The sequence below is a fragment of the Candidatus Paceibacterota bacterium genome (assembly GCA_028716825.1).
GTDB lineage: Bacteria > Patescibacteriota > Minisyncoccia > Minisyncoccales.
The window spans coordinates 4,680-28,627 of the sequence record JAQUPA010000003.1 but is presented as its reverse complement, the minus strand read 5'-3'; the positions used below and the strand labels follow the sequence as shown (position 1 = coordinate 28,627).

The following is a 23,948-nucleotide window of genomic DNA, read 5'->3' as shown; positions in this document are numbered from 1 at the left end:
TATTATTCATTAAGAATTTTAATTGATTTTTGAATTCTTTCAAGGGTTTTTTCTTTTCCTAAAACTTCTGCGATTTCAAACGGCGAGGGTGAAGCTTCTTTTCCGCTTAAGGCAGCCCTTATTGGCCACAAAAATACTCCCCTGTTCTCTTTTTTTTCTGCCACATCCATTAAAACTTCTTCTATTTTCTCTCTGTTCCATTCCTCTTCCTTAAACTTTTCTAATATATTATAACACTCTTTCAGGTTTTTTTGAATGTCAACAAAGTCAGCTCCTTTCCATTTTAAAAGGTCTTTTCCATAGCTAAGTTCCTTTTTGAAGAAAAAATCAGAAAGTGAGGCAATTTCAGATAATTTTTTCATTCTTTCCTGGAACAAAGCTACAACATTTGATAGAAAATTTATATCAATAATCTCCTCAGTTTCTTTTATTTTAAATTCTTTTATTGCTCCGTTTTTTGTTTTTTCAATAAGTTCTGCTTTTTCCAAAAAAGGAATGCATTTTTCAGCAATATCTTCTTTTGGACTGGTTTTAATATAATAGCTATTTATATTGTCTAATTTTTCTTTATTAAAGACAGCTCCTGATTTTTGAACTTGTTCAATTGAGAAATTTTGGATTAAATCTTCTAAAGAAAAGAACTCCTCTTCTGTGTCTGGATTCCAACCAAGAAGCGCTAAATAGTTTACAATAGCTTCTGCAAGGTATCCTTCTTTTTTAAAGTCCTCTACAGCAAAGCTCCCATGTCTTTTTGAAAGTTTTGATCTGTCTTTTGCTAAAATTAAAGGAATATGGGCATATTTTGGATTTTGGAAATTTAATGATTCTTGCAAAACAGCTTGTTTTGGAGTATTTGAAAGGTGGTCCTCTCCCCTGATTATGTAATTAACTTTCATTTCATGATCATCAATTACAACTGCCAAGTTATATAGGGGTGTTTTAAAATCCCTGGCTACTACAAAGTCACCAAGCAAGGATGTATCAAATTCAACTTTTCCTCTTATAGCATCATTAATTGAAATAGTTTTTGTTGGACACTTTATTCTCAAAACCGCTGTTTTGCCTTCTTTTTTAAGTTTTTCTGCTTCTTCTTTTTTAATGTTTTTACAACCGCCAATATATTTTGGAGATTCTCCTCTTGCTGCTTGGTCTGCTTTTTGCGCTTCAAGTTCTTCTTTTGTACAAAAGCACCAATACAAAAATCCATCATCATATAGTTTTTTTATATATTTTTTGTAAATTTTTTCTCTTTCAGATTGTCTGTAGGGACCGTTTTCTCCAACTTCTTTTCCAGTTTGTTTTGAGTCAATTTCTGGTCCTTCGTCCCAGGCTATTCCAAGCCACTTAAGGTTTTCTATTATATCTTTTTCAAATTCTTCTTTTGATCTTTCTTTGTCAGTATCTTCTATGCGCAAAATAAAAGTCCCCTGGTTCTTTTTTGCCCAAAGATAATTAAATAAAGCAGTTCTTGCTCCCCCAAGGTGCAAGTATCCTGTTGGAGAAGGAGCAAACCTGACTTTTATTCCGTGGGATTTTTTTAATGTAAGCTGGGAATCCATTTTTTTATTTTTTTTTGGATTATTTGTCTGCCAAGTGACGCATTTTTCCTTCTGCGTATAAAACTTTAATTTCATGGGCTGTTAAAGCACGGTTGTAGATGCGGACTTCGTCGATATCTTTATCTCCTGCTCGATGAACAGATGTTAGTCCACCTATTATTAAATTAATATCATTAGAACCCACTAAAGGAGCACTGCCAGAATTTTGAAATTCTCCGTTTAAATATGTGCTTGTTATATTGCCATTTAAAGTTACTACAATATGTTGCCATTTTTTATATTCTATATTTTTTGTTTTTACTATGTGTGCAGAACCACCACCATGAAAGCCAAAACTCACTAAATCCTCGTGAGAATACATAAAGATGTAGTACCCTGATTGTAAATAAACATATTTTCCTAAAATATAACGTTCAATCCCCTTTTCGGTATTCATCCTTAACCACATTTCAATGGTGATATTGTTATTTACGACATCTAAAATGTTTTTACTATTATCAGCAACAAATACATGATTACTTCCGTTAAAACTCAAGGCCTCTCTAACCTTACCTTGTGTTAGGGTTGGACCATTAACTAATGTTCCAGTGTTTCCATTCCCGCTTGTATCTTTAACATGGGTTGCATCAATATAATCTGTATTGTCAAACTTCCATTCTCCTACAAGTTCGTTTGAAAGAGTTGTACGTATATTCTGTGAAAACTGCATTCCTTTGGATTCTTTGGCTCTTTCTCTCGTGTCAGAGACTGCAACTATTACAATTCCCGCAAGGATTGCTATTATTGCGATAACCACAAGGAGCTCAAGGAGGGTGAAAGAAGATTCATTATTATTTTTAAATTTTGAATTGTGATTTTGCATTTTTTACACTGTTTCAATAATGGTCTCTGCTATTTTTTGTGCAGCATCTGGCTTATAGAATTTTTTGCAGGCATTTATAATTTTTTTTGTTTGTTCCTCCCTTTCAAGGAGATCTTTTGCGGTTATATAGACAATATTTGGCGAAATGTTTTGCGCTTCAATTACAATACCACAGCCCTTTTCCCCGAAAATTTGCGCATTAAGCTGTTGGTGATCTCCAGCAGAATTTTCAAGGGGGATTATAATATTTGGTTTTTTTAAGGCAGCAATTTCAAATAAAGAGCCAGCCCCTGCTCTTGATATAACAAGATCTGTTATTGCGTATGCCTCTTTTATTTTATCTTCCCCGAGCGAAGGATATAAATGATAGAATTTTTTCTGTTCTTTTTTAAGCAAAGCACTTGTTAAAAGGTTTGTTTCTTTAAAATTTTTCTGCCCGCATATATGGATAATTTCATAATCTTTAATGTATTTATAAAACGCGTCAAGAAAAACCAAGTTTATTTGCTGTGCTCCTTGGCTTCCTCCCATAATTAAAATTACTTTTCTCTCGCCTGTTAAATTAAACATTTCTTTTGCCCTTTCTTTTGAGCCATTAGTTAACATTTGTCTTACAGGGTGCCCTGTAAAGACTACTTTATTTTTTTTAAATATAGCATTACCCCCTTTAAAAGAAACAGTGATTTTTTTTGCAAAAGGAGCTGAAAATTTATTTGTTTTTCCAGGAACGCTATCTGACTCGTGAATCACAACGGGAATTCTGTAGAGCCAGCTGGCAATAACAACAGCAAAAGAACCAGGTCCTCCTTTTGAGAAAACTATATCTGGCATAAAAGACCAGATTAAAAAAGAGGCTTGTAAAAAAGAGAAAGGAGTTTTTAGGACGTCAAGGAAGTTTTGAAAAGAAAAATACCTTCTCCATTTTATAGATATAATTTTTTTTGTTTCTATGTCTTCTTCCTGGAGCATTGTTTCTTTGCCTTTAAGGTCGCCCCCTAAAAAAAGATAATCTCTTGTTAAGAATTCTTTTGGAAGAATTTTTCCGTATTTTGTTTCAAGAAAATTTAAGCACTTATCCAGTTCTCTTTTTACAGCCAATATAGGATAAAGATGTCCTCCTGTATTTCCGCTTGTAAATAAAACCCGCATATTAATTTACGTTTGTTTCGAAATATTAATTAGAATTCCAACCGCTCCGAGCATAACCATTAGAGCAGTTCCTCCATAGCTTACAAAGGGCAAAGGAAGGCCCGTGAAAGGAATTATACCAGTTACTGCCATTATGTTTAAAAATGCCTGGATTAATATCCAAGAGACAATTCCAACTGCTAATAGTTGGCTAAATTTAGTTGGAGCCCTTTTAGATATTATAAAACCACGCCATCCCAATATCAAGTAAAGAGAAATGAGGATAAAACATCCAAAAAGTCCTGTTTCTTCGGCCCAGACTGAAAAAATTGTATCTCCCATGGGTTCTGGCAGGTATTTATATTTTTGAATTCCGTTTCCAATTCCAACACCAAAAGTTCCGCCAGAACCTATAGCAATTAAGGATTGGTTTACTTGGTAGCTTATACCAAGGGTGTCTTTTTCTGGATTGATAAAAGTAAAAATTCTTTGTGCTTGATGGGGACGGAAAAAAGTCCCAATTATAACCAAAATTATCCCCATTAAAACCAAAAGCATAATATGAGAGAATTTTCCGCCTGCCGCAAAAAGCATAATAATTGAAACCAAAGCAATTATTCCAAGAGTTCCCATGTCGGGCTGTAAAATTAACATTAACCCTACCGGAGCAAGGACAACAATAAAAGGAATTAAAACGTCACTAGCTTTTTTCATTTTATTTTCTCTGATTTTCCTGTCAAAAAAAGCTGCAAGATATATTACAAGGGCAATTTTTGCAAATTCAGAAGGTTGAAAAGTAAATCCACCAATTTCTATCCAACTTGCTGCTCCCTTTGCTTCAAAACCAAAAGCAGGGATAAATACAATTACCAGAGAAATAATTGCAAAAACATATAAAAGAACAGATATTTTTCTAAAAAAACTTAAAGAAATTCTTGATAAAAAAAATACCAGAATTAATCCCGGTATTAGTCCGAATAAAATTTGGTGGAAGAAATAATAAGTTGCGCTTCCAGAGGGATTTTGGGCAGTACTTGTTTTTTCTTTTGAAATGAATATTGAAGCTGTAAAGAGCATCAAAAGCCCTAAAATTATTAAAATAGTTAGGGCCCACACAAGTTTTGAGTCAGCTTCAGAAGTTATTCTTTTTGCCATATACCCATTATAAGTTTTATTCTATCACAGATTTGAGGCAAAAATAACCCCCATTTTTTGGAAAATTATAAAACTAAATATTAAAAAAGCACCTATTTTTGCTAAAAGAGGTAAAAAAGAAAGGAGACTTAAGATCAAAAAAAATAAAAGATATATTATAACTAACGTTACGAAACCAATAATATCGCCCTCCATTAATGCCATAAAATTAAAAACCGGCCCCAAATAATTGGAGTCGATTTTCTTTATTTAATTATGGGTTGGTCCGCATCTATTTGAATCCTAAAAGATGCAAATGCAGGTGATCTATTTCTTGTCCTGCTTTTTTTCCTTGATTAAATTGTAGTCTATAACCATTTTCGACCTTAAATTTTTTTGCTATTTTTGAAGCTAATATTAAAATTTGACCAAGAGTTTCTACATCATTTTTTTCTGCAATTTCAACAATACTTTCCATGTGTTTTTTGGGAACAATTAATAAATGTATTGGCGCTCTTGGTTCTATATCTCGAAAAACTGCAAATTTATCGTCTTGATAAACGATATCTGTGTCTGTTTTTCCGTTAGCAATATCGCAAAAAAGGCACTGCATTATTTTTTTAATTTCTTTTTAATTTCTTTAATTAAATCTTTTTGAATTAGTATTTTTTGGATCCCAGTTTCCATGTTTCGTAAAATTACTTTTTTATTTAAACATTCCTGTTGTCCTAAAATTAAAGCATATTTTACTCCTATTCTTGATGCTCTGTCTAATTGGTTTTTTAAATTATCTTTTTCAAGATTCTCGGCTATTTTAATCTTTGCTTTTTTAAAATCCTCTATTATTTTTAAAGAATCTTTTTTTGCCATATCTCCTAGTTGTACAATAAAGACGACAGGTTTTTCTTTAAAGGTAATATTTTTTTCCAGAAGATTAGAGGATATTTTTATTTTATTTTCTTCTAATTCTTCCATAATTCTTTCAACTCCGCCCGCTCCTCCAAGGCAAGGAGTCGGTCTTCCGCCAAGATTTTCTACCAAAGAATCGTATCTTCCTCCGCCAATTAAAGAATTTTGCGCCATATCTTCTTTTCCCTCGGGTATAAATTCAAAAACAGTCTTTTCATAATAATCAAGACCTCTTACTAAATAAGGATTTAATATATAAGGTAATTCCATTATGTCTAGAAATTCAAGAAACGACTTAAAATGTAAATGACATTCCTCGCAAAGATAATTTACAAACTGAGGAGCGAGTTTTTTAACTCTTTGACATTTTTCTTCTTTACAGTCAAGAACTCTAAGCGGATTTTTTATAATTCTTTTTTTGCATTCAGGACAAATACTTTTTATTTTGCTTTTATAATGGCTTTTTAATTTTCTTATGTAAGTATTCCGACAATTTTTACAGCCAATAGAATTAACATGGAGTTTCCAATTTTCAAGACCTATTTCGAAAAGTATATTTGCGAAAACCTGTACCAATAGAGCGTCTGAAATTGCCTCTTTACTTCCTAAAATCTCAAGATTAAATTGATGGAATTGTCTTAATCTTCCTTTTTGGGGTTTTTCATGTCTAAATAATGGTCCAAAACTCCAAAGTTTTACTGGTTTTGGAGCGGTTTCCATTCCGTTTTGAATATATGCCCTTACTATTGAGGGTGTAAATTCAGGTCTTAAAATTACCCTCTCTTTTCCTTGGGTTGAGAAAGAATATGTTTCTTTTTGAATTATATCAGTTTCCTCGCCGGTTCCTTTAATAAAAAGTTCCTCCTCTTCTAATATCGGAGTTGATATTTGATAAAAATTATAGAAATTTGCAAAGCTTGTTACAATTTTTTGAATATCTTGAAGTATCGATAATTCTTTCTTTAAAATATCGGGCATTCCTGTAAGATTTTTGAATTGTTTTTTTCTTCTTGGCATGTATGTTATTTATACACAGCGCCCTTAAGGATTTCAACGCCCTGACTTGGATAAACCGCAATCCATCCCCTACCTATAATATTTTTTTTAGAGACCGGTCCAAAAACTCTTGAATCAGAAGAATGTTCTCTATTATCTCCAAGTACAAAATATTCATTTTTATCCAGGGTTATTTTTAAATCATCTTCTGTAGATCCTTTTATATAAGGTTCATTAAATACCTTTCCCTCGGGAAAATTATAATTATATATCTTTAATTTGCTATTTTGTATTTCAACAGTCTCGCCCGGCAAGCCAATAATTCTTTTTATGTAAAAATATGAAGGATTTTTAGGGTATCTGAAAACAACAACCTCTCCTCTTTCGGGGGCTCTAAATCTAAAAGAAAGTTCGTCTATTAAAAGATATTCTCCTTGTTTGAAATTTGGTTCCATGGAAGAACCACTTACAATAAAAGGCTGGAATAGAAAATACCTTACGGGTATAACAATCGCTAATGCTAAAAGAAATGTTTGTAGAAAGGAGATTAAATTTCGGGGAAATTTGTTCATAATATATTTGATATACTTATATTATACCAAATATTATAATTTATGTCAATTGAAGTATCGAAAATATTTCTTCACTATCTCTTTGAAAACTGAGGAGCTTTCCTTGCTTTTTTTAAACCAAACTTCTTTCTTTCTTTCTTTCGCGGATCTCTTGTAAGCAAAGAATAATTTTTAAGAACTTCTTTAAGCTTTGGATCACTTTCAACTAATAATCTTGAAATACCAAGTTTTATGGCATCGGCCTGTCCTCTTTTTCCGCCGCCCTTAACTAATATTTCTATTTTCCCCTTACTTAATAATTTAGTATTTGTTTTTTCTAGCGGGGATTGTATTTCATTTTGTAATTCTAATTCCGGAAAGTATTCTTTTAGATCTTTTTTATTTACAACAATTAGTCCTTTTTCTTTTGTGTTTTGGTAAAACCTAACGCGCGCTGTACTGGTTTTTCGACGACCAATAGTTTCAATGTATTTTTCTTTTTTTTCTACTTTTTTTCGTGTTTTTTTCTTTACTGGTAATTTTTTCTTTCTTTTTGTTGTAGTATTTTTTTTCTTTGGCATAAACCTATAATTTATTTAATTATAATTCTTTTGATTCTCTTTTTTTGTAATTTATTTTTGGGTAACATTCCTAAAACAGCCTTTTTTAAAACTTCTTTTGGATCTTTTTCAAAAAGTTCTTTTAGGGTTATTTTTTTAATTCCTCCGGGATATCCGGTATGACGATAATAAATTTTTTTTTCAAATTTTTTATCATTAATTTTTATTTTTTCTAAATTTTCTACCTCCACAGTTTCACTTCCTGCTTTCTCTGGTTGGAAACTGGGTTCGTTTTTACCCTGAAGAATTATAGCAATTTCACTTGCTATTCTTCCTAAGCTCTTATTTTTTGCGTCGATTTTCATTTTTCTTTTCTTTTTCTTTAATGTTTTTTATTAATTCTATAATTGCCATTTTTGCGCTATCACTTTTTCTTTCTCCTGCTCTTATAATTCTCGTATAACCACTATTTCTGTTTTTGAACAATTCAATATCACTAATTAACTTTTGTACCGTTTTTTTTGAAAGGCTTTTTCTTAAAAACCTAATAGAAGCAAGGTCCCCCTTTTTTGCTTTTGTAATTTTCCTTTCAATATAACCCCTAAGTTCTTTTGCTTTTACTTCTGTAGTTTTTATTTTCCCTTTCAAAATCAAACTCTCGCTTAAATTTCTAAGAAGCGCTTTTCTCTGGCTTTTGTTTCTTTTAAGTTTTCTGCTGCCTTTTTTATGGCGCATAGTTTTTTTTCAGCAAAAATAACTTTTTTTACTTTAACTCCAAATCCTTACTTTTAAGCTTTCTTTTAATCTCTTTTACTGCTTTTTCTCCCATTCCTTTGATTTCCGTTATAGATTTTTCTTTTTTTCTAAGAAGGCCTTCAAGGCTTTTTATGCCAGCTTCATTTAGAAGCTTTAATGTTCTGTCAGAAATTTTAAGATCTTCAAGTGCTAAATTTTTCTCCCCTTCTTTCTCAGCTTTTTTCTTTCCTTTTATCTTTACACCAAAACTTTTCTGAATAGAATTTAAATGATCGATTAACACTGATAATGCTTTTTCAAATACTTCTTCTGGTTTAATACTTCCATCTGTCTCTACATCTATTTTTAATTTATTATAGTCCGCTCTTTTTTCAAACATTGTATTCTCTACGGTAAATGCTACTTTTTGCACTGGCGTGAAGATTGCATCAAGGTAAACAACGCCCACATCTGATTTTTCTTGTTTTAGTTTCTCTGCAAGGACATATCCCAGTCCTTTTTCAACGGTCATTTCCATTTCAAGCTTAGCGTTTTTTTGCGTTAAAGAAGCGATATGTAAATCTTTATTTATGATTTCCACTTGCGGTGGGGTTTTTATATCGCCAGCCTTAATCTCTTTTTCTCCAGATTCTTTAATTTCTATCTTTTGGGATTCTTCGCTGTTCAAACTTAGTTTTATTTTTTTAAGATTAAGAGTTATTTCTAGCGTATCTTCTTTTACTCCTGGGATTGTTGTGAATTCACTAGCAACATTTCTAATTTTTACCTGTGTAATTGCAGCTCCTTCGATTGAAGAAAGTAAAACTCTTCTTAGGGAATTTCCTATTGTAACCCCATAACCTGGATATAAAGGTTCAATTTCAAAAATAGATCTGTTTGTGTCTTTTTTTATGGTTTTTATGTTAAATGAAAAATTTATCATAGATTTTTTCTGATAGATAAATATTATCTACCGTAAAATGAAAAGATAGACGGGACATCGACCTGTTTTTCAATGTCCTCTGTTTCTGGTTCTGAAACGACCTTTATTACACTTTTTTCTTTATTAATTTTAAGCCAAGAAGGAGGATTATTTTCTTTTTTAAAAGAAGGTAGTATTTTTTTAAAATAGGGACTATTTTTTGACTTTTCTTTAATTTTTATCTCGTCATTTACCTTAATTTCGATTGAGGGTATATCTACTTTTTTTCCATTTAAAAGAAAATGTCCGTGGGAAATAAGTTGTTTTGCTCCTCTTCTTGAGGTTGAAAGACCTGCTCTATAGATAACATTGAATAGTTTTTTTTCTAACTTTTTAATTAAAAGCTTTGAAACGTCTTCTTTACCCATTTTAAGAAGTGCTTCTTTAATGATTTTTCTAAATTGTTCTCCCGAAATAAGGTAAGCTTTTTTAAGCTTTTGGACTTCTTTTAGTTCTTTGCCGTATTCTGAAACAGTCCCGAATTTTCTTTTTTTAGGGGTTTCTCCCGGTGGAAAAGGTTTTCTTAAAAATGGACATTTCGGAGAAGAACATTTCTCCCCCTTAAGAAAAAGCTTATCCCCCACTCTTCTGCAAATTTTACAAGATTTTTCCATGTTTATTTTTTAAATAATTTTTATAAAAGAATATTATGGTTTTCTTGGTTTTTTCGCCTTAGGACCATTGTGAGGAATTGGAGTTACATCCTTTATGGAAATAATATTAACACCCCTATTAGCAAGCGATCTAAGAGCTGCTTCTCTTCCTTGTCCAACCCCTCTTATAAAAACAGCAATTTCTCTCATGCCGGTTTTTTGAAGAACAGAACTTACAACCTCCGCTACTTTTGTTGCTGCAAATGGTGTGCCCTTTTTTGTACCTTTAAAACCGACATGTCCCGCACTTGACCAAAAAACAACATTACCTTCCTCGTCGGTTACTGTAATTATCATATTATTGTAAGTCGCTTTAATATATAATTTACCTCTTGTAATTTTTTTTCTAGATTTTAATATTCCTCTTGCTACCTTTTCTTCTATCCTTTCTTTTTCCTTAAGAAGAGCTTCTTTTGTTGGTTTTATGACTCGTTTTTTACCCATATTTTAAAATAAATATTATTTTGGAGTTGGAGCTTTAATTTTTCCACTTCCCATTGTTCTTCTTACATTTCCTCTTACTGTTCTTGAGTTGCACTTCGTTCTTTGTCCTCTCACCGGCAATCCCTTTTGATGTCTTGAACCTCGCCAGCTTCCAATTTCTTTTAATCTTTTGATATTCATCATTCTTTCTCTTTGTAACTCTCCCTCAATTTTATATTTTTTTTCAACTATATTTTTAATTTTTTCTAATTCTGCCGAAGACAAATCTTTTGCTCTTTTTTCTTCATTGATTTCGGTATCTTTAAGTATTTTTTTTGCCAAAGACACACCTATCCCATAAATATAGGTTAGAGAATATAAAATTTGTTTTTCGTCTGGTATGTTTACTCCCAATAATCTTGGCATTTTTTTGATTAAAATTAGGTTTTTTGAAACAATTAAAACTACCCTTGCCTTTGTTTGTGTTTTGGGTTTTTACAAATTACGTATACTTTCTTTTTTCTTCTGATAATTTTGCAGTCCTTGCAGATTTTTTTAACTGATGATTGAACTTTCATAATAATAAAATAAATTTTACGTAATAAAAAATGCGGAACAGCTTATTTTTTTCTTTCAGCTAATTCAGAATATTATCACAATTTCTGCATTTCAAGATTTTTGTCCGCAATTTAGCCCCTTTTATTTTGTTCTATATACTATTCTTCCTCTATTTTTATCATAAGGAGAGAATTCCACCGTTACTTTATCCCCTGTTAAGATTCTTATTCTGTACATTCTCATTTTCCCAGAAAGATGTGCTAATATTTCTCTTCCGTCAGAAAGTTTTACCTTAAAGTTGGTATTTGGCAAAATTTCGGTTATTACTCCTTCTGATTTTATCTTTTGTTCGTTGCTCATTTTACAATGAAAAATAATAGCAAATTTAAAATTAAAAATCAACCCCTAGAAGAATATATTTTTAATATCTTTTATGGTAATTAAAACCACTAAAATTATCAGCATTATAAAGCTTATCAAAATTGCTTTTTCTTCAAATTCGTGTTTTACGGGTCTTTTTTTTATTTTTTCAATACCCAAGAAAAGCAATCTTCCACCATCAAGCGCAGGTATTGGAATAATATTAAAAATACCAAGAAGCCAGGATAATAAGGCTGCAAAATAAATAATATAAACGAAACCGTGTGCTGCAAATTGATTAAATATATTTCCTATACCAACTATACTTGAAACTTCGGCGCCAGGAGTCTTTTTGCCAGTTATAGCATTTTTAATAACCAAACCAATTCCCAAAAACGTTCCTTTTGTCCATTTGTAAGCTTCTTTAAAGGCCTCGCCTATTGCTCCATACCAAGAATAACTTATTATGCCTTTTTTTATAAGCATCACCCCTGTTGGACCTTCATATTCTGGAGGATTTTCTCTAACAAGGACCTTTTTTTCAATATTTTTTTTGCCTCTTTGAATCATTACAACAATCTCTTTCCCTTTATTTTTACTTAGGAAATTTTGAACATCTTCAACTTCTTTTGGAAAAATAATATCTTTTTCTTCCGAAATTGAAACTATCTTGTCTTCTACAAAAAAACCTGCCTTATCAGCTGGAGAATCTTTAGCCACATACCATACATGTATTGCAACTTCTTTTACATTTGCAGGAGTCCCGCCTTCAATTATTTGGGGATATCCAATCATAAAAGAAATGCTGAAAAACACTAAGCCAATTAGAAGATTAGCAAGAACACCGGCAATTATTATCCAAAAACGTTTACCAACACTTAAGCTGAAAAAAGCACCTTTACTTTTCTTACTTGAATCTTCCTCGCCGTAGAACTTGCAAAATCCACCAGCAGGAATTGCTCCAATGGAATAAAGGGTTTTTTTTATTTTCTTTTTATAAATTCTTGGGGGAAAACCAATACAGAATTCATCAATTCTTGCTTTTACTTTTCTGCCAATTTTAAAATGGGCGAATTCATGAACCAGTATCAAAAAACCTAATATTAAAATAAAAATTAGGATATTTATAATTACCATTAACATAAAAAGAGTTTATTTTTATTGGATTATTTCTTTTTCTTTTAAATCTTCTATTTTTTCGACTTCTTTTTCTGCATTATTTATTAGATTTTGAAGTTCATCTTTTCCTTTAAATTTATCATCTTCCGAAATTTCTCCATTTCTTTCCAGTTCTTGAATTTTACTCCAAGTATCATCCCTTGTGTGTCTTAAACTTTCTTTTGCTTGTTCAAGTTTTTGTTTAAGAAGCTTAATTATCTTTTCTTTTTCTTCTTGAGAAGCAATTGGTACGCTAAATAAAATTCTTTTCCCCTCATTCTTTATGTTTCCTTCAAGACCAGAATTAGTAAGACATTTTTCAATTGCTGGGTTTAAAGATTTGTCCCATGGTTCAATAGCAACAGTTTTTGGATCTATTAAAGATAAGGTTGCCACCTCTTTTAAAGACATTGTATTTTCATAACAATTTACCCTTAGGGTGTCAAAAAGCTCAATTGAAATTCTTGAACCTCTTAGGCCCGAAATTTCATTTTTAAACCAGCTTGTGGTTTTTTTAAATTCCTCTTCAGTTTCGTTAAATATTTTTTTGGTATCCATGAAAATAATTGAATTTAATTTTCAACAGTTAATAAAAGATTGGACGGATTTTCAGGATTTACTTCTATGCTTTTAATTCTTTTACCCTTTACCGGAGAATCAACCGTTTGCCAGCTTTTGCCACCATCTTCTGTTATATAAAGTACATCACCAACCCCTATATATAATATATTAGAATTTCCAGGATTAATTGTAAAGGCACTGATTTTATTTTTTTCTGAAATAATCAAACCAAGTGCTGTTAGATTGTTTCCATTTAAAACAAATATTTTGTTTTCTGAAGCAAAATATGTTTTACCAGACAAAGAATCTACTTTAATTATCTTTACAACTTCACTGTTAAGCTTTTTAATTGGAATGAATTTATTTCCTCCATTTTTACTTACTAAAACTTTTTGATCGTATGTTTTGGCTCCATTAGAAAAAAATATATCCGTTATTTTAGAAGAAAGAGAAATATATATCTCTCCCCTTAAAGGATTTACTGCCAATTCTATAATTGGTTGCGGAAAAAAACTTTTCTTTTTCTCCCATGATCTTCCGCCATCTCTGCTTTCCAAAAAAAGTCCATTTTCTGTACCAATGTATAAATAAGAACCATATAGTGGATTTGTCTTAAAGACAGAAATTTTATCTTTATTGTCTAAAACAAATATTTTTTGAAATTTCTTTCCATAATCATAGGAGACAAAAAGTTCATTTCCTGTTATTTTTCTTGACAGCAAATAAACTATATTTGGATTTTGAGAATCTTTAATAAAATCTGTAATGTGTCCGGATTTTGGATATTCTGCTTTTTCCTTACTTTTTAAATTTGTCTTGGTTTGTTCGGATTGGAAAATTCCCTTATTCGAAGCAAAAAGAAAAGAAGTATCCGAAACATTAAAAGATATATTTCCGCTACTTACTTTTGCTCCGTCAGTATTTAATTTATGCCAACTATTTCCGTTGTCTTGTGAAACAAAAACATTTACACTTGTAGGAATTTTAATCCCTAATCCTTCTGCAGTGTCTATTACAAATCCCTTAAATATAAGAAATACAACTAAAAGAAAAATAATTACAGATATAGTTTCTTTCATATTTTTGAATTAGAAAAATTTCTAAATTGATAAAAAAAGATTTTCCAAGGCCAATAACTTTGAAGTATTTGAAAACATAAAATATTTTTGTGTTTTTTGAATTTCTCCAAGAAAATTTTTAATCTCATCTTTTGAAAATTTTTCAGAATCATTTTTAATCTTTTCTTTTTTAAAATTAAAATAAATACTTTGATAATTTTCTTTTAAAATTAACAAATCTCTAAACCAGAATTTCATTAAAAACAAAAAATCGTCTGCTGCAGAATTCTCTTTTTCTATTTTCTCTGCTAATATAAATTTATTAAAAATAGAAAGTTTTGGTAGATTTTCTATTGTTTCCAACAATGAAATATAATACGAAATTTTCTTTTTGTCAATCACCATTTCTTTTAAAGTACCGGGCCTCCCTAAGGATAAATCTAAAATTTTCTCTTCTTGGCCTTTTATGTTCCCTGTATTTAAATTCTCAAGAAAATCTCTAATTTCATTTCTTTTTAAAAGAGAAAATTTGAAGATTGAAACCCTTGAAAGTATTGTTTTTAAAACAATTCCTGGCATTGAAGTTAAGAGGAAAAAAATCGTGTTTCCTTTTGGCTCCTCTAAAACCTTAAGAAGCGCACCGGAAGCACCTGGTGAAAGTTTTTCGATATTATTTATAATTACTATTTTATATGGATAAATTGACGAGAGGGAAAGTTTTTCTTTTATGCTTCTTATCTCTTTTATTGAAATTTGACCTTCAGAATTTCCTATTTCGGTGATTTCAGAAAGGGCATTATTTTCAATCAACTGACATATATTACAATTACAGTCTTTTTGTGAAAACTCAAAAAAATTTTCTTTATGATTTCCTTCTAAATATTTTGATATTTCGATGGCAACTTTCCTTTTTCCAATTTTATTTGGCCCTGCGAATAAAACAGCGTGTGGCAGACGGTTATTTGAAATTAATCTCGAGAGAATTTTAAGATTTTTTTGATGGCCAAAAATCATAATTATTGCCAATTTTCTATTATTAATGCTTTTTTAGGCTTTGAAGGTAATTTTTGATAAATTTCTTCTGTGATAAAAGGCGTAAAAGGATGAAGTATTTTTAAAGATTCATAAAGAGTTTTCCATAAAATTAATTTCGCAGTATTTCTATCATCGTCATTATTGTTAGTATTTACTATTCTTTTCTTACAATCTTCAATGGTTTTATCACAAAATTTATGCCAAAAAAAATGATAAATTTCATTCGCTGCTTGGTGTATTTTGTATGTTTCGATGTATTTTGTAACTTTCTTTTTGGTTTTTTTAACTTCTTCTAAAATCCATTTATCTTTTTTTGTGTATTTTGGCTTCACCTTTTGCGGTTTAAAATCTTTATTAAGCTGCGTCAAAACAAATCTTGAGGCATTCCAAATTTTATTTGTAAAATTTCTCTGTCCTATTACCTTTTCTTCTGAAATAATAGTATCTTTTCCTGTGGTATTTCCAAAAATAACTGCCATACGCAGAGCATCTGCTCCGTGCTCTGAAACAACAGCTAAGGGATCAATTGTATTGCCTTTTGATTTTGACATTTTTTGCCTATCTTTATCCCTAACAAGTCCATGCAAAATAACATCACAAAAAGGAATTTTTCCTGTAACGTAAGTACCTAGCATTATCATTCTGGCAACCCAGAAAAAAAGGATATCCCAGCCAGTTTCCATAACGCTCGTAGGATAGAAAGTTTTAAAATCTTTAGATTTCGGATAACCAAGAGCCACAAATGGCCATTGTCCTGAAGAAAACCAAGTATCAAAAACATCATTTTCGGGAATTAAATTATCTCCATTACAACGAGGACACTTTTGGGGTTTCTTATTAGAAACAATAATTTCATTACAATTTTTAACTTTGTTTTTGCAATACCAAATAGGAATTCTAATTCCCCAGACTATCTGTCTTGAAATATTCCAGTCATGAATATTAACCATCCAATGTAAAAATATTTTTTTATAATATTCTGGATAAAAATTTATTTTACCATCTTTTACTAGTTTTATAGATTTTTTAGCTAAAGGTTCGACCCTAACAAACCACTGTTTTGAAATTAAGGGTTCAACGGGGGTTTTACACTTATAGCAAACACTAATTTTGTGTTTATATTCCTCTTCTTTTTCTATAAATTCTTGTGATTTAAGCTTCTCTATAATTTTCTCTCTTGCTTCATATGTTTTTAAACCGTTAAATGACTCTTTGATTTTTTCTGGAAAATCTCCAGAGAGAAAAATAGTTGTTTTTTCTGAAATAACATTAATTTTTTGAAGTTTATGTCTTTCTGCAATTTCAAAATCTAAAGGATCGTGGGCTGGCGTTACCTTAACCGCTCCTGTACCAAATTCCATATCAACTTTTGTATCTGCAATAATTGGTATTTTTCTGCCAACTAAGGGCAAAATAGCGGTTTTGCCAACTACTTTTTTATATCTTTTATCATTTGGATTTACAGCAATCGCAGTATCACCAAACATGGTTTCGGGCCTTACTGTTGCAACTGTAATATATTTTAATTTACCTGGTTTTACCTCGTTTTTATCAAAAATAAAATATTTTATATGCCAAAGTTTTCCTTTTTGATTTTGATAATTTACTTCAAGGTCGGAAAGCGAAGTTTTATCTTTTGGGCACCAATTAATAATTCTCTCTCCTCTATATATGAGTCCATCTTTGTATAGTTTTTTAAATGTGTCATAAACATTTTCTATAACGTCTGGATCTAATGTAAATTTTTCTCTTGACCAGTCAGCCGAAGCACCAAGGCTTTTAACTTGTTCCCTTGCTACTTTTTTGTTTTTTTGAGTATAGTCCCAAATATTTTTATAAACTTCTTCTCTATTTTTTGAAAAAACACCGCCTTTCTTCTTCTCATAAACATATTGTGTCTCAAATCCAGCATGGTCAAAACCAGGTAACCATAAAGTTGGTCTTTGTTGCATTCTATAAAACCTAGCTAAAATATCTTCAACCGTAACAAAAACAGCATGCCCCACGTGTAAAGGGGCATTAGCATTAGGAGGAGGCATTATACAACTCCAAGGTTTTTTCTTTGATGTCGAATTTGGCTTAAAAAAGCTATTTTTCTCCCAAAAAGAATAGATTTTTTTCTCTATTTTTTGAGGTTTATATCTTTTTTCCATTATTTAAAAATTAAATCCTCAAATTTCCTAAAATCAGGATTATTTAATTATGTATAAAATTTAAAAACTAAGCTTTATAGACTTCCCAGTTCTCTTTAACTTTTTTATCAACTTTAATTCCTACTTCATCTCCTTTCTTTGCTTTGGTAATATCCGTATGATCAACTTGCATTGATTTAACTTCTTGTTCAAATTCTTCTTCGTCCTTCTTTAGTTTTATTTTATCTCCTATTTTTAAAGGAGAATTTAATTTTACTATTGCGGCCTGAACCTTAGGAAAATAATGAGTTATTTTCCCTATTGGTTTTTCTTCTGTCATAAATTTAAGTTTTAAAATAACGACCTTTAAATTTTAATTTCTTTTTCTTTCTGAATTAACTTAATAAGTTTTTCTACTAACTTTTTTGGATTTTTATCAAAAACAACATTTCCTTTCCCCTTTTTCATTTTTTTAATTAAATTTCTTATCTCGTCCGCTGTACCACCAGTTCCCTCAAGTACACCAATAGGCTTTTCGTCCTCAAAAGCAATTGTAAACTCATTTAATGTTCCCATTCTACCGCAACAAAAAATAACGCCATCCGAAGCTCTTGTTAATAAAAGATTTCTCCCTGAATAATTAAATCCAGTGTAAATTATAATATCAAAATAGTCAGTTGGTAAATGATATTTCCTGATATGTTCTTTTTCAGAGGCCGCAGGAGAAACACCGATTGAAAATCCATTTTCTTCTTTTGCCCCAATCGCTGACCAATAAGGAATACCCGTTGTTGCGCCGGTTACAAGAATACCTTTTTGTCTTATAATTTCCCTTCCCACTTCTTTTGCTACATCTAAAGCACAGGCATTACAATGATTTGTTGATGCAGCTCCAGAAACACATATTTTATAATATTGCATATTTAAATTTTTTAAATATTATAAATTATAACAGCAATTACCCTTCTTTACAACTCTTGTCAAAATAAACAATTTCTGATAAGATACTGATTGTTTTATATTTGGAGCTTGCGCATAATTCAATAAATTAAATTTGGAGCTTGCGCATTAATTTTTCGCTCCGCTCAAAATTATGCCAATTACAAAATCTGCTCAAAAATCAATGCGACAGGATAGAAAAAGACAGAAAGTGAATTTGCTTTGGAAAAAACAATTAAAAGAAAAGAAGAAAGAAATAGAAAAATTAGTAAACGCTGGAAAAAATAAGGAAGCAGAAAAATTAATTCCTTCTTATTGTAAAGTTATTGATAAAGCAACAAAAAATCACATAATTAAGAAAAATACCGCAGCGAGGAAAAAATCAAGAATGGTAAAATTTATTTCAAGAAAAACAGAAACCCCTAAAAAAGAATCAAAAGAAAAGAAAAAATAACCCAAAATATTTATGGTTTTTTTTCTATACGGAAATGACACCCTCAGATCTCTTAGGAAACTGAAAGAAATTACTGAAAAATACCGCTCAAAATACAAGAGCGGTTTTAATTTGTTAAAAACCGAAGCCAACGAAGAGGGTTTTGAAAAATTAAAAGACAGGATTGAGACAATTTCAATGTTTTCTGAAAAAAAACTAATAATAATAGAAGATTTGCTTTCCGCAAACAGAATGATTCAGGAAAAATTTCAAAAATATCTAAAAGAAAAAAATATTTTCAAGGCAGAAGATATTTCTGTTATATTTTTTGAAAGGAAAAGTCCGGACAAAAGATTAAAAATGTTTAAAGAACTTTTTAAAAACTCTTTTAAAAAACAAGAGTTTTCAGAACTTTCAACTATAAAAGTAAAATCTTTTATTGATGAAGAAATTGAAAAAATCGGAGGCAAAATAGAACCACTTGCTGTTGAAAATTTAGTAATTTTTTTTGGCAATGACCTTTGGCAAATAGAAAATGAAATTCAAAAATTAGTTACTTTCAAAAGTGGTGAAATTATAACCCAAAAAGACGTTGAAGAATTGTGTGTATCAAATATTGATTTAAATATTTTTGAAACAATAGAGGCAATTGCAAAGAAGGATAAGAAAAAGGCTCTGAAACTAATTTCAAATCATCTTGAAAAGGGAGAAAACGAAATAAGAATACTTTCAATGATAAATTATCAATTTAGAAACCTTATTAAAATTAGAAATTTAATGGACGAAAATAAAAATTTTTATCAAATACAAAAAATATCAAAATTGCATCCTTTCGTAGTTAAAAAAACCCTTCCTATCGCCAGAGATTTTTCAATACAGGAATTAAAAAATATTTATGGAAAAATTCTTGAAACTGACTTTGCATTAAAAACCGGAAAAGTTGAGCCACGATTAGGAATAGAAATGTTTATAGCTGAGATATAAAATCGAAGGCGGCTAGATCACTCCGGCCGCCATGTGGTATACAATGATTGCGATATAGAGAGTCTCTATCTTGGGGTTTATTTCAGAGATCCGTTCTTGGGACGAATCTTCCCATCGTGATAATCGATGAGAAGATTTACACCGTCTGGATGAGCCGTACTGGTCCCACACTTAAAACATTTCCCTTCGTTTAAACCTTTGGTCCTGGTGGAAAAAACATGATCCCAGTAAAACTCTCTGTAGCCGCAACCATTTTCTGGACAGAAAACCTCTGCAACTTCCCTTATCTCTTTTAATTTTCTTACCATCTCTCTTTTCACCTCCTTTACTTAAGACTTTTGAGATAAGTTATGCATGCGAAATGTGCAAATTATCTTATTCTAAGTCTACAAAATTTATTGTCAAGTTTTTTAGAATTAAAAACGACCCACTTTTTTCTGGGTCGTTTTTTTATTATTTCTTACAAAAAATCTATGCACTTGGTGGTGTTTGTGTTGGCTCTTTTGGCTTTGTAGTTCCTTCTGATTTTCCAAACGCTAACATACCCAAAAGAATAAAGTTTACCACAGGCACTAAAGCAATTAATATTCCCCACCAATTTTCTTTTCCGGCTTGTTCAGCTATTGCCATCCAAACTAAAATCATAATAACAATATTTACAAAAGGAATAAGCATCAAAACAATCCACCAAACAGGTTTTTTTGCTATCTGGAGCATTAAAATTACATTTAAAATTGGAATCCAAGCAAACCATCCATTTTCTGTATTTGTTTTTTTAGCAATATTCTGAAGGCAAAGTGCATAATAAACATAAATAGCAATAATTACAATAAAATAAATAAAACTAAAAGCAACCAATGCCGGCCCCGAATTCGAAACATCATAAGTATATGAGTAATTGTAATTATATGGAGTAACTTGAGCTAAATTCATATTTTTAGTCTTTTTAATAAAATCGACCTTTTTCTAAATTCTCATATTTTATCAATTTTAAAAAATAAGGTCAATTAAATAAAGATTTATTTTAATGAAATAAATTTGGATGCTGGATTAGAGAAATTATTTTTCTAATCCTTTTTCGTATTCTTTTTGTGATTTACGTATTGACTCAAGCCACTGATCTGTAACTTCTCTAGATTTTTTAACGGCTTCATCCATTGATGGTACTAATTTTTCAAGTATAATTTTTTCTGCTTGATTTTGATCTAGCGTTGATTGATGAACTTCATTTATTTCCTTCATTATTCTCTCTATTTCATCCATAGATCTTTCCATCTCTTTTTGTAAACGAGACTCCTCGCTTTCTGTTGATAATTCACTATTTTCAAATGGATTATTCTCACCTAAGTTTTCTGACATAATTTTTTATAAGTTAATTTTAAAATGACCTTTATTATTTAAAAATAACCTAACAAAGATATCAAAAATCACAATGTTTCTGCCGGACTAGGACTCGAACCTAGATTGGTGGGACCAAAACCCACTGTCCTACCATTAGACGATCCGGCAATAATTTTATTTTTCCTTTTTCTCCTCCTCTTCTTCTTTTCTTTTGTCTCTCTCTATCACTTCATCTATTATTCCTTCCATCATTTCGCGAGTCTTGGGATCTTTGTACTGAGGTAAAAGATCTTCTTTAAATCTTTTTCTTGTCTCTTCATTTCTTTTCTTTAATTCTTCTTTAAAATCCCCAACAACTTTCTTAAATTGTTGATCTAATTCTCGTTTTTCCTCTGGTTGATTATTATTTGGTTTTTCAAAATCCATAGAATTTAAAATACGAAAGCCTTCTTCCAAAAAAAGAAGACTTTCGATTTTATTAATAATTTTTCAGTCCTTACTAAATTTTAAATTTATCAGCAAGGCTTCCAATAATTGGTAACGGCTTTTTCTTTCCGCCAACTACATTTACTATACCAATTATGGAAAGAACCAACCAAGTTATCCAGGCAACAAGTCCAACTACCCATCCAATAAAAGGAATCCATGCAATTAGTGCGGTTGCAACCTCGGCGATAAAAAGAACTAAACCTTGTTTTGCGTGATACTTGGCAAATTCATTGTCTTTTGCTGCAAGCAATGGAACCAAAAATAAAATTCCAATATAGCTTAAAATTGCTATCATGTTGTCGCCTCCTTCTTTTTTTGGTTCTGCTTGAGGTGTTTCTTCTTCCATATGTATTATTAAAATTATTTAAAAAATTGAACGACCTTTTTTAATTATTTTTTAAAACATTTTTACAATAATTTTTCTCTCGCGTGGTTTATTATCGAAATCAACTAATACAATCTGCTGCCATTTACCTAATAAAAGTTTAGCACTTTCAATCGGCACAGTCAAAGAAGGTTTTAAAAGACCTGCTCTTATGTGCGAAAATCCATTTCCGTCATGCCACGCCTCTTCATGGTTATATTTTCCATCTTGTGGCGCAATTTTTTCAAAAACATTTTTTAAATCTTTAATAACCCCTTCTTCGTATTCAATAGCACAAATACCAGCAGTAGACCCTAAAACAAAAATCAAAATGGCCCCTTCTTTTATATTGTTTTTTTTGATAACAGCTTCAACTTTTTCTGTAATATTTATAACATCACAAAAGCCCTTTGTTTTTATTGTAAAAGACATAATTAGTTATTCATTACTTTTACACTATCAATTATCGCCAATTCAAAAGGTAAACTTGGTAAATCCTGCCATTTAATTTGGTTTTGAGCTTCAAGAAATATTTTTAATATTTTAATAAGTGTTTCTTGAGAAAATAACCTCTCTTGCTTCTTTAAGTTCTCCTCTTCTTCTTTCGTAAAAATATTCTTTTTTTCAAAAATTTCAGGGTTGACTTTAACCAACAAAAGATCTCTCAAATATGCAGTCATATCTTTTGCAAAATTTTCAATATCAACTCCTTCCTGACATAAATCGTTCACATAAATCATAGCTTCTTTTTCTTTCTTTTGCGCAAGAAAGTCTACTAATTTTGCTATAGGCTCAATACCTATAATTCCTAAAATACTTTCAACTTCTTCTTTTTTTATATCTTTATCTTCAAGGCTTATAACTTTATTTAAAAATCCCTCAGCATCTCTTATTGCACCTTCTGAAGTTCTTGCAATAAGTTCAAGCGCTTCTCTTTGACATTTTGTTCCTTCTTTTTTACATATCATTTGAAGCTTTTCTGTAATTTCATTTAAAGTCAATTTCTTAAACTCGAATCTTTGACACCGAGAAGAAATTGTTGGGATAATCTTTCCGTATTCTGTTGTACATAAAACAAAAATCGCATAACCCGGCGGTTCTTCTAACGTTTTTAAAAGTGCGTTTGAAGCTTCTTTTGTTAATTGATGCGCTTCATCAATTATATAAACCTTGTATTTTGATTTAATAGGAACGACATTAATTCCTTCTTTTAAATCTCTTATCTCGTCAATTCCCCTATTAGAGGCAGCGTCTATTTCGATTAAATCAATTGAATTGCCTTGGGTAACCTCAAGACATGAGTTGCATTTATTACATGGTTCAAAATCATTATTTTTTCTTCCGGTGCAATTTACAGATTTTGCTATTAGTCTTGCAATAGTGGTTTTGCCGCATCCTCTTGGACCATAAAATAAATAAGCATGAGAAACTTTCTCGTCTTTAATTGCGTTTGTAATTGTTTTTACAATATGTTCCTGTCCTACAATCTCAGAAAAACTTTTTGGTCTGTATTTTCTATAAATTACTACCATAGAAATTATTATTAAATTAATTTAATACGCAAGCTCCAAATTTAACTTGTTAAATTATGCGCAAGCTCCAAATTTAATTTATTGAATTATGCGGAGTTCCAAATTTAACTTGTTAAATTATGCGGAGCTCCATATAAAACTGCCATATTTTTAAACAAATTAAAACATTCTATCATAATTTTTCTACAAGAAAAAGACCAGTCCAACTTAGTTGATAAAAAAGATTTTTCCCTGTAAAATAAACTATTAAATTTTAGGAGGAAATTTTATGCTCCGTTTTTACAATACTCTTACAAGAAAAAAAGAAAAATTTGTACCCCGAGAAGACAAAAGGGTTAATCTTTTTGTTTGTGGGCCAACAGTTTATGACTTCTCGCATATAGGGCACGCAAGAACTTATATTATTTTTGACGCCATAACAACATATTTGGAAGAAATCGGATATGATGTTTTTTATTTACAAAACATAACAGATATTGACGATAAAATTATAAAAAGATCAAAAGAACAAA

At 30.7% G+C, this 23,948-nt stretch carries 33 protein-coding genes and 1 tRNA gene; 3 read left to right on the top strand and 31 right to left on the bottom strand.

All coding sequences use genetic code 11. The annotated features are described in order from the left end of the window. Nucleotides 1–2: 2 nt before the first annotated feature. The 23 genes from gltX to PHI88_00880 form a co-directional block, all read right to left on the bottom strand. Nucleotides 3–1,559 (bottom strand): glutamate--tRNA ligase, encoded by a 1,557-nt coding sequence (gene gltX, locus PHI88_00990; GenBank protein MDD5551725.1) that lies wholly within the window; start codon nucleotides 1,557–1,559, stop codon nucleotides 3–5. 19 nt (nucleotides 1,560–1,578) lie between these two features. Further along, nucleotides 1,579–2,421, bottom strand: coding sequence for a LamG domain-containing protein (locus tag PHI88_00985; protein ID MDD5551724.1), 843 nt, complete (start codon nucleotides 2,419–2,421; stop codon nucleotides 1,579–1,581). A 3-nt stretch (nucleotides 2,422–2,424) separates the two neighbouring features. After that, a complete protein-coding gene (locus PHI88_00980; protein ID MDD5551723.1) occupies nucleotides 2,425–3,570 on the bottom strand; it encodes a UDP-N-acetylglucosamine--N-acetylmuramyl-(pentapeptide) pyrophosphoryl-undecaprenol N-acetylglucosamine transferase in 1,146 nt (381 codons plus the stop codon). A gap of 6 nt (nucleotides 3,571–3,576) precedes the next feature. Continuing rightward, nucleotides 3,577–4,704, bottom strand: a complete 1,128-nt coding sequence (ftsW, locus tag PHI88_00975) for a putative lipid II flippase FtsW (GenBank protein ID MDD5551722.1) — start codon at nucleotides 4,702–4,704, stop codon at nucleotides 3,577–3,579. A 271-nt stretch (nucleotides 4,705–4,975) separates the two neighbouring features. Beyond that, nucleotides 4,976–5,296, bottom strand: a complete 321-nt coding sequence (locus PHI88_00970) for an HIT domain-containing protein (GenBank protein MDD5551721.1) — start codon at nucleotides 5,294–5,296, stop codon at nucleotides 4,976–4,978. Next, on the bottom strand, nucleotides 5,296–6,609 hold the full coding sequence (gene hisS / locus PHI88_00965) for a histidine--tRNA ligase (protein MDD5551720.1): 1,314 nt from the start codon (nucleotides 6,607–6,609) through the stop codon (nucleotides 5,296–5,298). The genes PHI88_00970 and hisS overlap by 1 nt, the downstream gene beginning before the upstream one ends. Nucleotides 6,610–6,614: 5 nt before the next feature. After that, on the bottom strand, nucleotides 6,615–7,160 hold the full coding sequence (lepB, locus tag PHI88_00960; GenBank protein ID MDD5551719.1) for a signal peptidase I: 546 nt from the start codon (nucleotides 7,158–7,160) through the stop codon (nucleotides 6,615–6,617). A 74-nt stretch (nucleotides 7,161–7,234) separates the two neighbouring features. After that, the gene (rpsI, locus tag PHI88_00955) at nucleotides 7,235–7,720 is read right to left on the bottom strand and encodes a 30S ribosomal protein S9 (protein ID MDD5551718.1); all 486 of its coding nucleotides are present in this window, start codon (nucleotides 7,718–7,720) and stop codon (nucleotides 7,235–7,237) included. Between the two features lie 11 nt (nucleotides 7,721–7,731). After that, nucleotides 7,732–8,064, bottom strand: coding sequence for a 50S ribosomal protein L13 (gene rplM / locus PHI88_00950; protein ID MDD5551717.1), 333 nt, complete (start codon nucleotides 8,062–8,064; stop codon nucleotides 7,732–7,734). After that, complete coding sequence (gene rplQ / locus PHI88_00945; GenBank protein ID MDD5551716.1) at nucleotides 8,042–8,434, bottom strand: 50S ribosomal protein L17; 393 nt, start codon at nucleotides 8,432–8,434, stop codon at nucleotides 8,042–8,044. The genes rplM and rplQ overlap by 23 nt, the downstream gene beginning before the upstream one ends. Before the next feature lie 28 nt (nucleotides 8,435–8,462). After that, nucleotides 8,463–9,377 (bottom strand): DNA-directed RNA polymerase subunit alpha, encoded by a 915-nt coding sequence (locus PHI88_00940; GenBank protein MDD5551715.1) that lies wholly within the window; start codon nucleotides 9,375–9,377, stop codon nucleotides 8,463–8,465. Between the two features lie 23 nt (nucleotides 9,378–9,400). Then, entirely contained in the window at nucleotides 9,401–10,030 is a 630-nt protein-coding gene (rpsD, locus tag PHI88_00935; GenBank protein MDD5551714.1) for a 30S ribosomal protein S4, read from the bottom strand. A 33-nt stretch (nucleotides 10,031–10,063) separates the two neighbouring features. Then, complete coding sequence (gene rpsK / locus PHI88_00930) at nucleotides 10,064–10,513, bottom strand: 30S ribosomal protein S11 (GenBank protein MDD5551713.1); 450 nt, start codon at nucleotides 10,511–10,513, stop codon at nucleotides 10,064–10,066. Between the two features lie 15 nt (nucleotides 10,514–10,528). Beyond that, nucleotides 10,529–10,918, bottom strand: coding sequence for a 30S ribosomal protein S13 (rpsM, locus tag PHI88_00925; GenBank protein MDD5551712.1), 390 nt, complete (start codon nucleotides 10,916–10,918; stop codon nucleotides 10,529–10,531). A 38-nt stretch (nucleotides 10,919–10,956) separates the two neighbouring features. Next, the gene (gene rpmJ, locus PHI88_00920; GenBank protein MDD5551711.1) at nucleotides 10,957–11,070 is read right to left on the bottom strand and encodes a 50S ribosomal protein L36; all 114 of its coding nucleotides are present in this window, start codon (nucleotides 11,068–11,070) and stop codon (nucleotides 10,957–10,959) included. Nucleotides 11,071–11,191: 121 nt separating this feature from the next. After that, on the bottom strand, nucleotides 11,192–11,410 hold the full coding sequence (gene infA, locus PHI88_00915; GenBank protein ID MDD5551710.1) for a translation initiation factor IF-1: 219 nt from the start codon (nucleotides 11,408–11,410) through the stop codon (nucleotides 11,192–11,194). Between the two features lie 45 nt (nucleotides 11,411–11,455). Next, nucleotides 11,456–12,553: a M50 family metallopeptidase gene (locus PHI88_00910; GenBank protein MDD5551709.1), complete on the bottom strand. Its 1,098-nt coding sequence runs from the start codon at nucleotides 12,551–12,553 to the stop codon at nucleotides 11,456–11,458. 15 nt (nucleotides 12,554–12,568) lie between these two features. Next, nucleotides 12,569–13,126 carry a ribosome-recycling factor gene (locus PHI88_00905; protein ID MDD5551708.1) on the bottom strand — a complete coding sequence of 186 codons (558 nt, stop codon included), beginning with the start codon at nucleotides 13,124–13,126 and terminating at the stop codon, nucleotides 12,569–12,571. Nucleotides 13,127–13,140: 14 nt separating this feature from the next. Continuing rightward, nucleotides 13,141–14,208 (bottom strand): hypothetical protein, encoded by a 1,068-nt coding sequence (locus PHI88_00900; GenBank protein ID MDD5551707.1) that lies wholly within the window; start codon nucleotides 14,206–14,208, stop codon nucleotides 13,141–13,143. A gap of 21 nt (nucleotides 14,209–14,229) precedes the next feature. Continuing rightward, the gene (locus PHI88_00895) at nucleotides 14,230–15,201 is read right to left on the bottom strand and encodes a hypothetical protein (protein ID MDD5551706.1); all 972 of its coding nucleotides are present in this window, start codon (nucleotides 15,199–15,201) and stop codon (nucleotides 14,230–14,232) included. 2 nt (nucleotides 15,202–15,203) lie between these two features. Beyond that, the gene (locus tag PHI88_00890) at nucleotides 15,204–17,375 is read right to left on the bottom strand and encodes a valine--tRNA ligase (protein MDD5551705.1); all 2,172 of its coding nucleotides are present in this window, start codon (nucleotides 17,373–17,375) and stop codon (nucleotides 15,204–15,206) included. A 67-nt stretch (nucleotides 17,376–17,442) separates the two neighbouring features. Next, nucleotides 17,443–17,694, bottom strand: a complete 252-nt coding sequence (locus tag PHI88_00885) for a translation elongation factor-like protein (GenBank protein MDD5551704.1) — start codon at nucleotides 17,692–17,694, stop codon at nucleotides 17,443–17,445. A gap of 26 nt (nucleotides 17,695–17,720) precedes the next feature. Then, nucleotides 17,721–18,275, bottom strand: coding sequence for a hypothetical protein (locus PHI88_00880; protein ID MDD5551703.1), 555 nt, complete (start codon nucleotides 18,273–18,275; stop codon nucleotides 17,721–17,723). Nucleotides 18,276–18,447: 172 nt separating this feature from the next. On the opposite strand from PHI88_00880, the gene rpsT reads away from it, so the two are divergent. Both rpsT and holA read left to right on the top strand, forming a co-directional pair. Beyond that, a complete protein-coding gene (rpsT, locus tag PHI88_00875) occupies nucleotides 18,448–18,747 on the top strand; it encodes a 30S ribosomal protein S20 (GenBank protein MDD5551702.1) in 300 nt (99 codons plus the stop codon). Between the two features lie 12 nt (nucleotides 18,748–18,759). Beyond that, nucleotides 18,760–19,710, top strand: a complete 951-nt coding sequence (gene holA / locus PHI88_00870) for a DNA polymerase III subunit delta (GenBank protein ID MDD5551701.1) — start codon at nucleotides 18,760–18,762, stop codon at nucleotides 19,708–19,710. Between the two features lie 77 nt (nucleotides 19,711–19,787). Here holA and PHI88_00865 read toward each other — a convergent pair whose 3' ends face one another. The 8 genes from PHI88_00865 to dnaX form a co-directional block, all read right to left on the bottom strand. Continuing rightward, complete coding sequence (locus PHI88_00865) at nucleotides 19,788–20,018, bottom strand: hypothetical protein (GenBank protein MDD5551700.1); 231 nt, start codon at nucleotides 20,016–20,018, stop codon at nucleotides 19,788–19,790. A 163-nt stretch (nucleotides 20,019–20,181) separates the two neighbouring features. Further along, complete coding sequence (locus tag PHI88_00860) at nucleotides 20,182–20,643, bottom strand: DUF5684 domain-containing protein (protein MDD5551699.1); 462 nt, start codon at nucleotides 20,641–20,643, stop codon at nucleotides 20,182–20,184. A 126-nt stretch (nucleotides 20,644–20,769) separates the two neighbouring features. Further along, nucleotides 20,770–21,069, bottom strand: coding sequence for a hypothetical protein (locus tag PHI88_00855; GenBank protein MDD5551698.1), 300 nt, complete (start codon nucleotides 21,067–21,069; stop codon nucleotides 20,770–20,772). A 79-nt stretch (nucleotides 21,070–21,148) separates the two neighbouring features. Next, nucleotides 21,149–21,219 (bottom strand) — tRNA-Gln (locus PHI88_00850). A gap of 6 nt (nucleotides 21,220–21,225) precedes the next feature. Then, a complete protein-coding gene (locus PHI88_00845; GenBank protein ID MDD5551697.1) occupies nucleotides 21,226–21,477 on the bottom strand; it encodes a hypothetical protein in 252 nt (83 codons plus the stop codon). Nucleotides 21,478–21,550: 73 nt separating this feature from the next. Then, nucleotides 21,551–21,886, bottom strand: coding sequence for a hypothetical protein (locus PHI88_00840; GenBank protein MDD5551696.1), 336 nt, complete (start codon nucleotides 21,884–21,886; stop codon nucleotides 21,551–21,553). Between the two features lie 51 nt (nucleotides 21,887–21,937). Continuing rightward, entirely contained in the window at nucleotides 21,938–22,336 is a 399-nt protein-coding gene (locus PHI88_00835; GenBank protein ID MDD5551695.1) for a secondary thiamine-phosphate synthase enzyme YjbQ, read from the bottom strand. Between the two features lie 2 nt (nucleotides 22,337–22,338). Next, nucleotides 22,339–23,436 (bottom strand): DNA polymerase III subunit gamma/tau, encoded by a 1,098-nt coding sequence (gene dnaX / locus PHI88_00830; protein MDD5551694.1) that lies wholly within the window; start codon nucleotides 23,434–23,436, stop codon nucleotides 22,339–22,341. 268 nt (nucleotides 23,437–23,704) lie between these two features. Between dnaX and PHI88_00825 the strand changes: the two genes are divergently transcribed. Then, on the top strand, nucleotides 23,705–23,948 hold a 244-nt coding region (locus tag PHI88_00825), incomplete at its 3' end, for a cysteine--tRNA ligase (GenBank protein MDD5551693.1).

What these genes read in the sequence shown, in the direction of transcription:
- PHI88_00865 (MDD5551700.1), bottom strand. Translation starts at nt 20,018, where the DNA reads ATGGTAAGAAAATTAAAAGAGATAAGGGAAGTTGCAGAGGTTTTCTGT.
- dnaX (MDD5551694.1), bottom strand. Translation starts at nt 23,436, where the DNA reads ATGGTAGTAATTTATAGAAAATACAGACCAAAAAGTTTTTCTGAGATT.
- PHI88_00980 (MDD5551723.1), bottom strand. Translation starts at nt 3,570, where the DNA reads ATGCGGGTTTTATTTACAAGCGGAAATACAGGAGGACATCTTTATCCT.
- holA (MDD5551701.1), top strand. Translation starts at nt 18,760, where the DNA reads ATGGTTTTTTTTCTATACGGAAATGACACCCTCAGATCTCTTAGGAAA.
- PHI88_00880 (MDD5551703.1), bottom strand. Translation starts at nt 18,275, where the DNA reads ATGCAATATTATAAAATATGTGTTTCTGGAGCTGCATCAACAAATCAT.
- rpsD (MDD5551714.1), bottom strand. Translation starts at nt 10,030, where the DNA reads ATGGAAAAATCTTGTAAAATTTGCAGAAGAGTGGGGGATAAGCTTTTT.
- PHI88_00900 (MDD5551707.1), bottom strand. Translation starts at nt 14,208, where the DNA reads ATGAAAGAAACTATATCTGTAATTATTTTTCTTTTAGTTGTATTTCTT.
- PHI88_00910 (MDD5551709.1), bottom strand. Translation starts at nt 12,553, where the DNA reads ATGTTAATGGTAATTATAAATATCCTAATTTTTATTTTAATATTAGGT.
- lepB (MDD5551719.1), bottom strand. Translation starts at nt 7,160, where the DNA reads ATGAACAAATTTCCCCGAAATTTAATCTCCTTTCTACAAACATTTCTT.
- hisS (MDD5551720.1), bottom strand. Translation starts at nt 6,609, where the DNA reads ATGCCAAGAAGAAAAAAACAATTCAAAAATCTTACAGGAATGCCCGAT.
- PHI88_00855 (MDD5551698.1), bottom strand. Translation starts at nt 21,069, where the DNA reads ATGTCAGAAAACTTAGGTGAGAATAATCCATTTGAAAATAGTGAATTA.
- PHI88_00970 (MDD5551721.1), bottom strand. Translation starts at nt 5,296, where the DNA reads ATGCAGTGCCTTTTTTGCGATATTGCTAACGGAAAAACAGACACAGAT.
- PHI88_00885 (MDD5551704.1), bottom strand. Translation starts at nt 17,694, where the DNA reads ATGACAGAAGAAAAACCAATAGGGAAAATAACTCATTATTTTCCTAAG.
- PHI88_00835 (MDD5551695.1), bottom strand. Translation starts at nt 22,336, where the DNA reads ATGTCTTTTACAATAAAAACAAAGGGCTTTTGTGATGTTATAAATATT.
- PHI88_00845 (MDD5551697.1), bottom strand. Translation starts at nt 21,477, where the DNA reads ATGGATTTTGAAAAACCAAATAATAATCAACCAGAGGAAAAACGAGAA.
- rplQ (MDD5551716.1), bottom strand. Translation starts at nt 8,434, where the DNA reads ATGCGCCATAAAAAAGGCAGCAGAAAACTTAAAAGAAACAAAAGCCAG.
- rpsT (MDD5551702.1), top strand. Translation starts at nt 18,448, where the DNA reads ATGCCAATTACAAAATCTGCTCAAAAATCAATGCGACAGGATAGAAAA.
- rpsI (MDD5551718.1), bottom strand. Translation starts at nt 7,720, where the DNA reads ATGCCAAAGAAAAAAAATACTACAACAAAAAGAAAGAAAAAATTACCA.
- rplM (MDD5551717.1), bottom strand. Translation starts at nt 8,064, where the DNA reads ATGAAAATCGACGCAAAAAATAAGAGCTTAGGAAGAATAGCAAGTGAA.
- PHI88_00895 (MDD5551706.1), bottom strand. Translation starts at nt 15,201, where the DNA reads ATGATTTTTGGCCATCAAAAAAATCTTAAAATTCTCTCGAGATTAATT.
- PHI88_00905 (MDD5551708.1), bottom strand. Translation starts at nt 13,126, where the DNA reads ATGGATACCAAAAAAATATTTAACGAAACTGAAGAGGAATTTAAAAAA.
- gltX (MDD5551725.1), bottom strand. Translation starts at nt 1,559, where the DNA reads ATGGATTCCCAGCTTACATTAAAAAAATCCCACGGAATAAAAGTCAGG.
- PHI88_00985 (MDD5551724.1), bottom strand. Translation starts at nt 2,421, where the DNA reads ATGCAAAATCACAATTCAAAATTTAAAAATAATAATGAATCTTCTTTC.
- rpsM (MDD5551712.1), bottom strand. Translation starts at nt 10,918, where the DNA reads ATGCCAAGATTATTGGGAGTAAACATACCAGACGAAAAACAAATTTTA.
- PHI88_00940 (MDD5551715.1), bottom strand. Translation starts at nt 9,377, where the DNA reads ATGATAAATTTTTCATTTAACATAAAAACCATAAAAAAAGACACAAAC.
- PHI88_00890 (MDD5551705.1), bottom strand. Translation starts at nt 17,375, where the DNA reads ATGGAAAAAAGATATAAACCTCAAAAAATAGAGAAAAAAATCTATTCT.
- infA (MDD5551710.1), bottom strand. Translation starts at nt 11,410, where the DNA reads ATGAGCAACGAACAAAAGATAAAATCAGAAGGAGTAATAACCGAAATT.
- PHI88_00840 (MDD5551696.1), bottom strand. Translation starts at nt 21,886, where the DNA reads ATGGAAGAAGAAACACCTCAAGCAGAACCAAAAAAAGAAGGAGGCGAC.
- rpmJ (MDD5551711.1), bottom strand. Translation starts at nt 11,070, where the DNA reads ATGAAAGTTCAATCATCAGTTAAAAAAATCTGCAAGGACTGCAAAATT.
- rpsK (MDD5551713.1), bottom strand. Translation starts at nt 10,513, where the DNA reads ATGGGTAAAAAACGAGTCATAAAACCAACAAAAGAAGCTCTTCTTAAG.
- ftsW (MDD5551722.1), bottom strand. Translation starts at nt 4,704, where the DNA reads ATGGCAAAAAGAATAACTTCTGAAGCTGACTCAAAACTTGTGTGGGCC.
- PHI88_00860 (MDD5551699.1), bottom strand. Translation starts at nt 20,643, where the DNA reads ATGAATTTAGCTCAAGTTACTCCATATAATTACAATTACTCATATACT.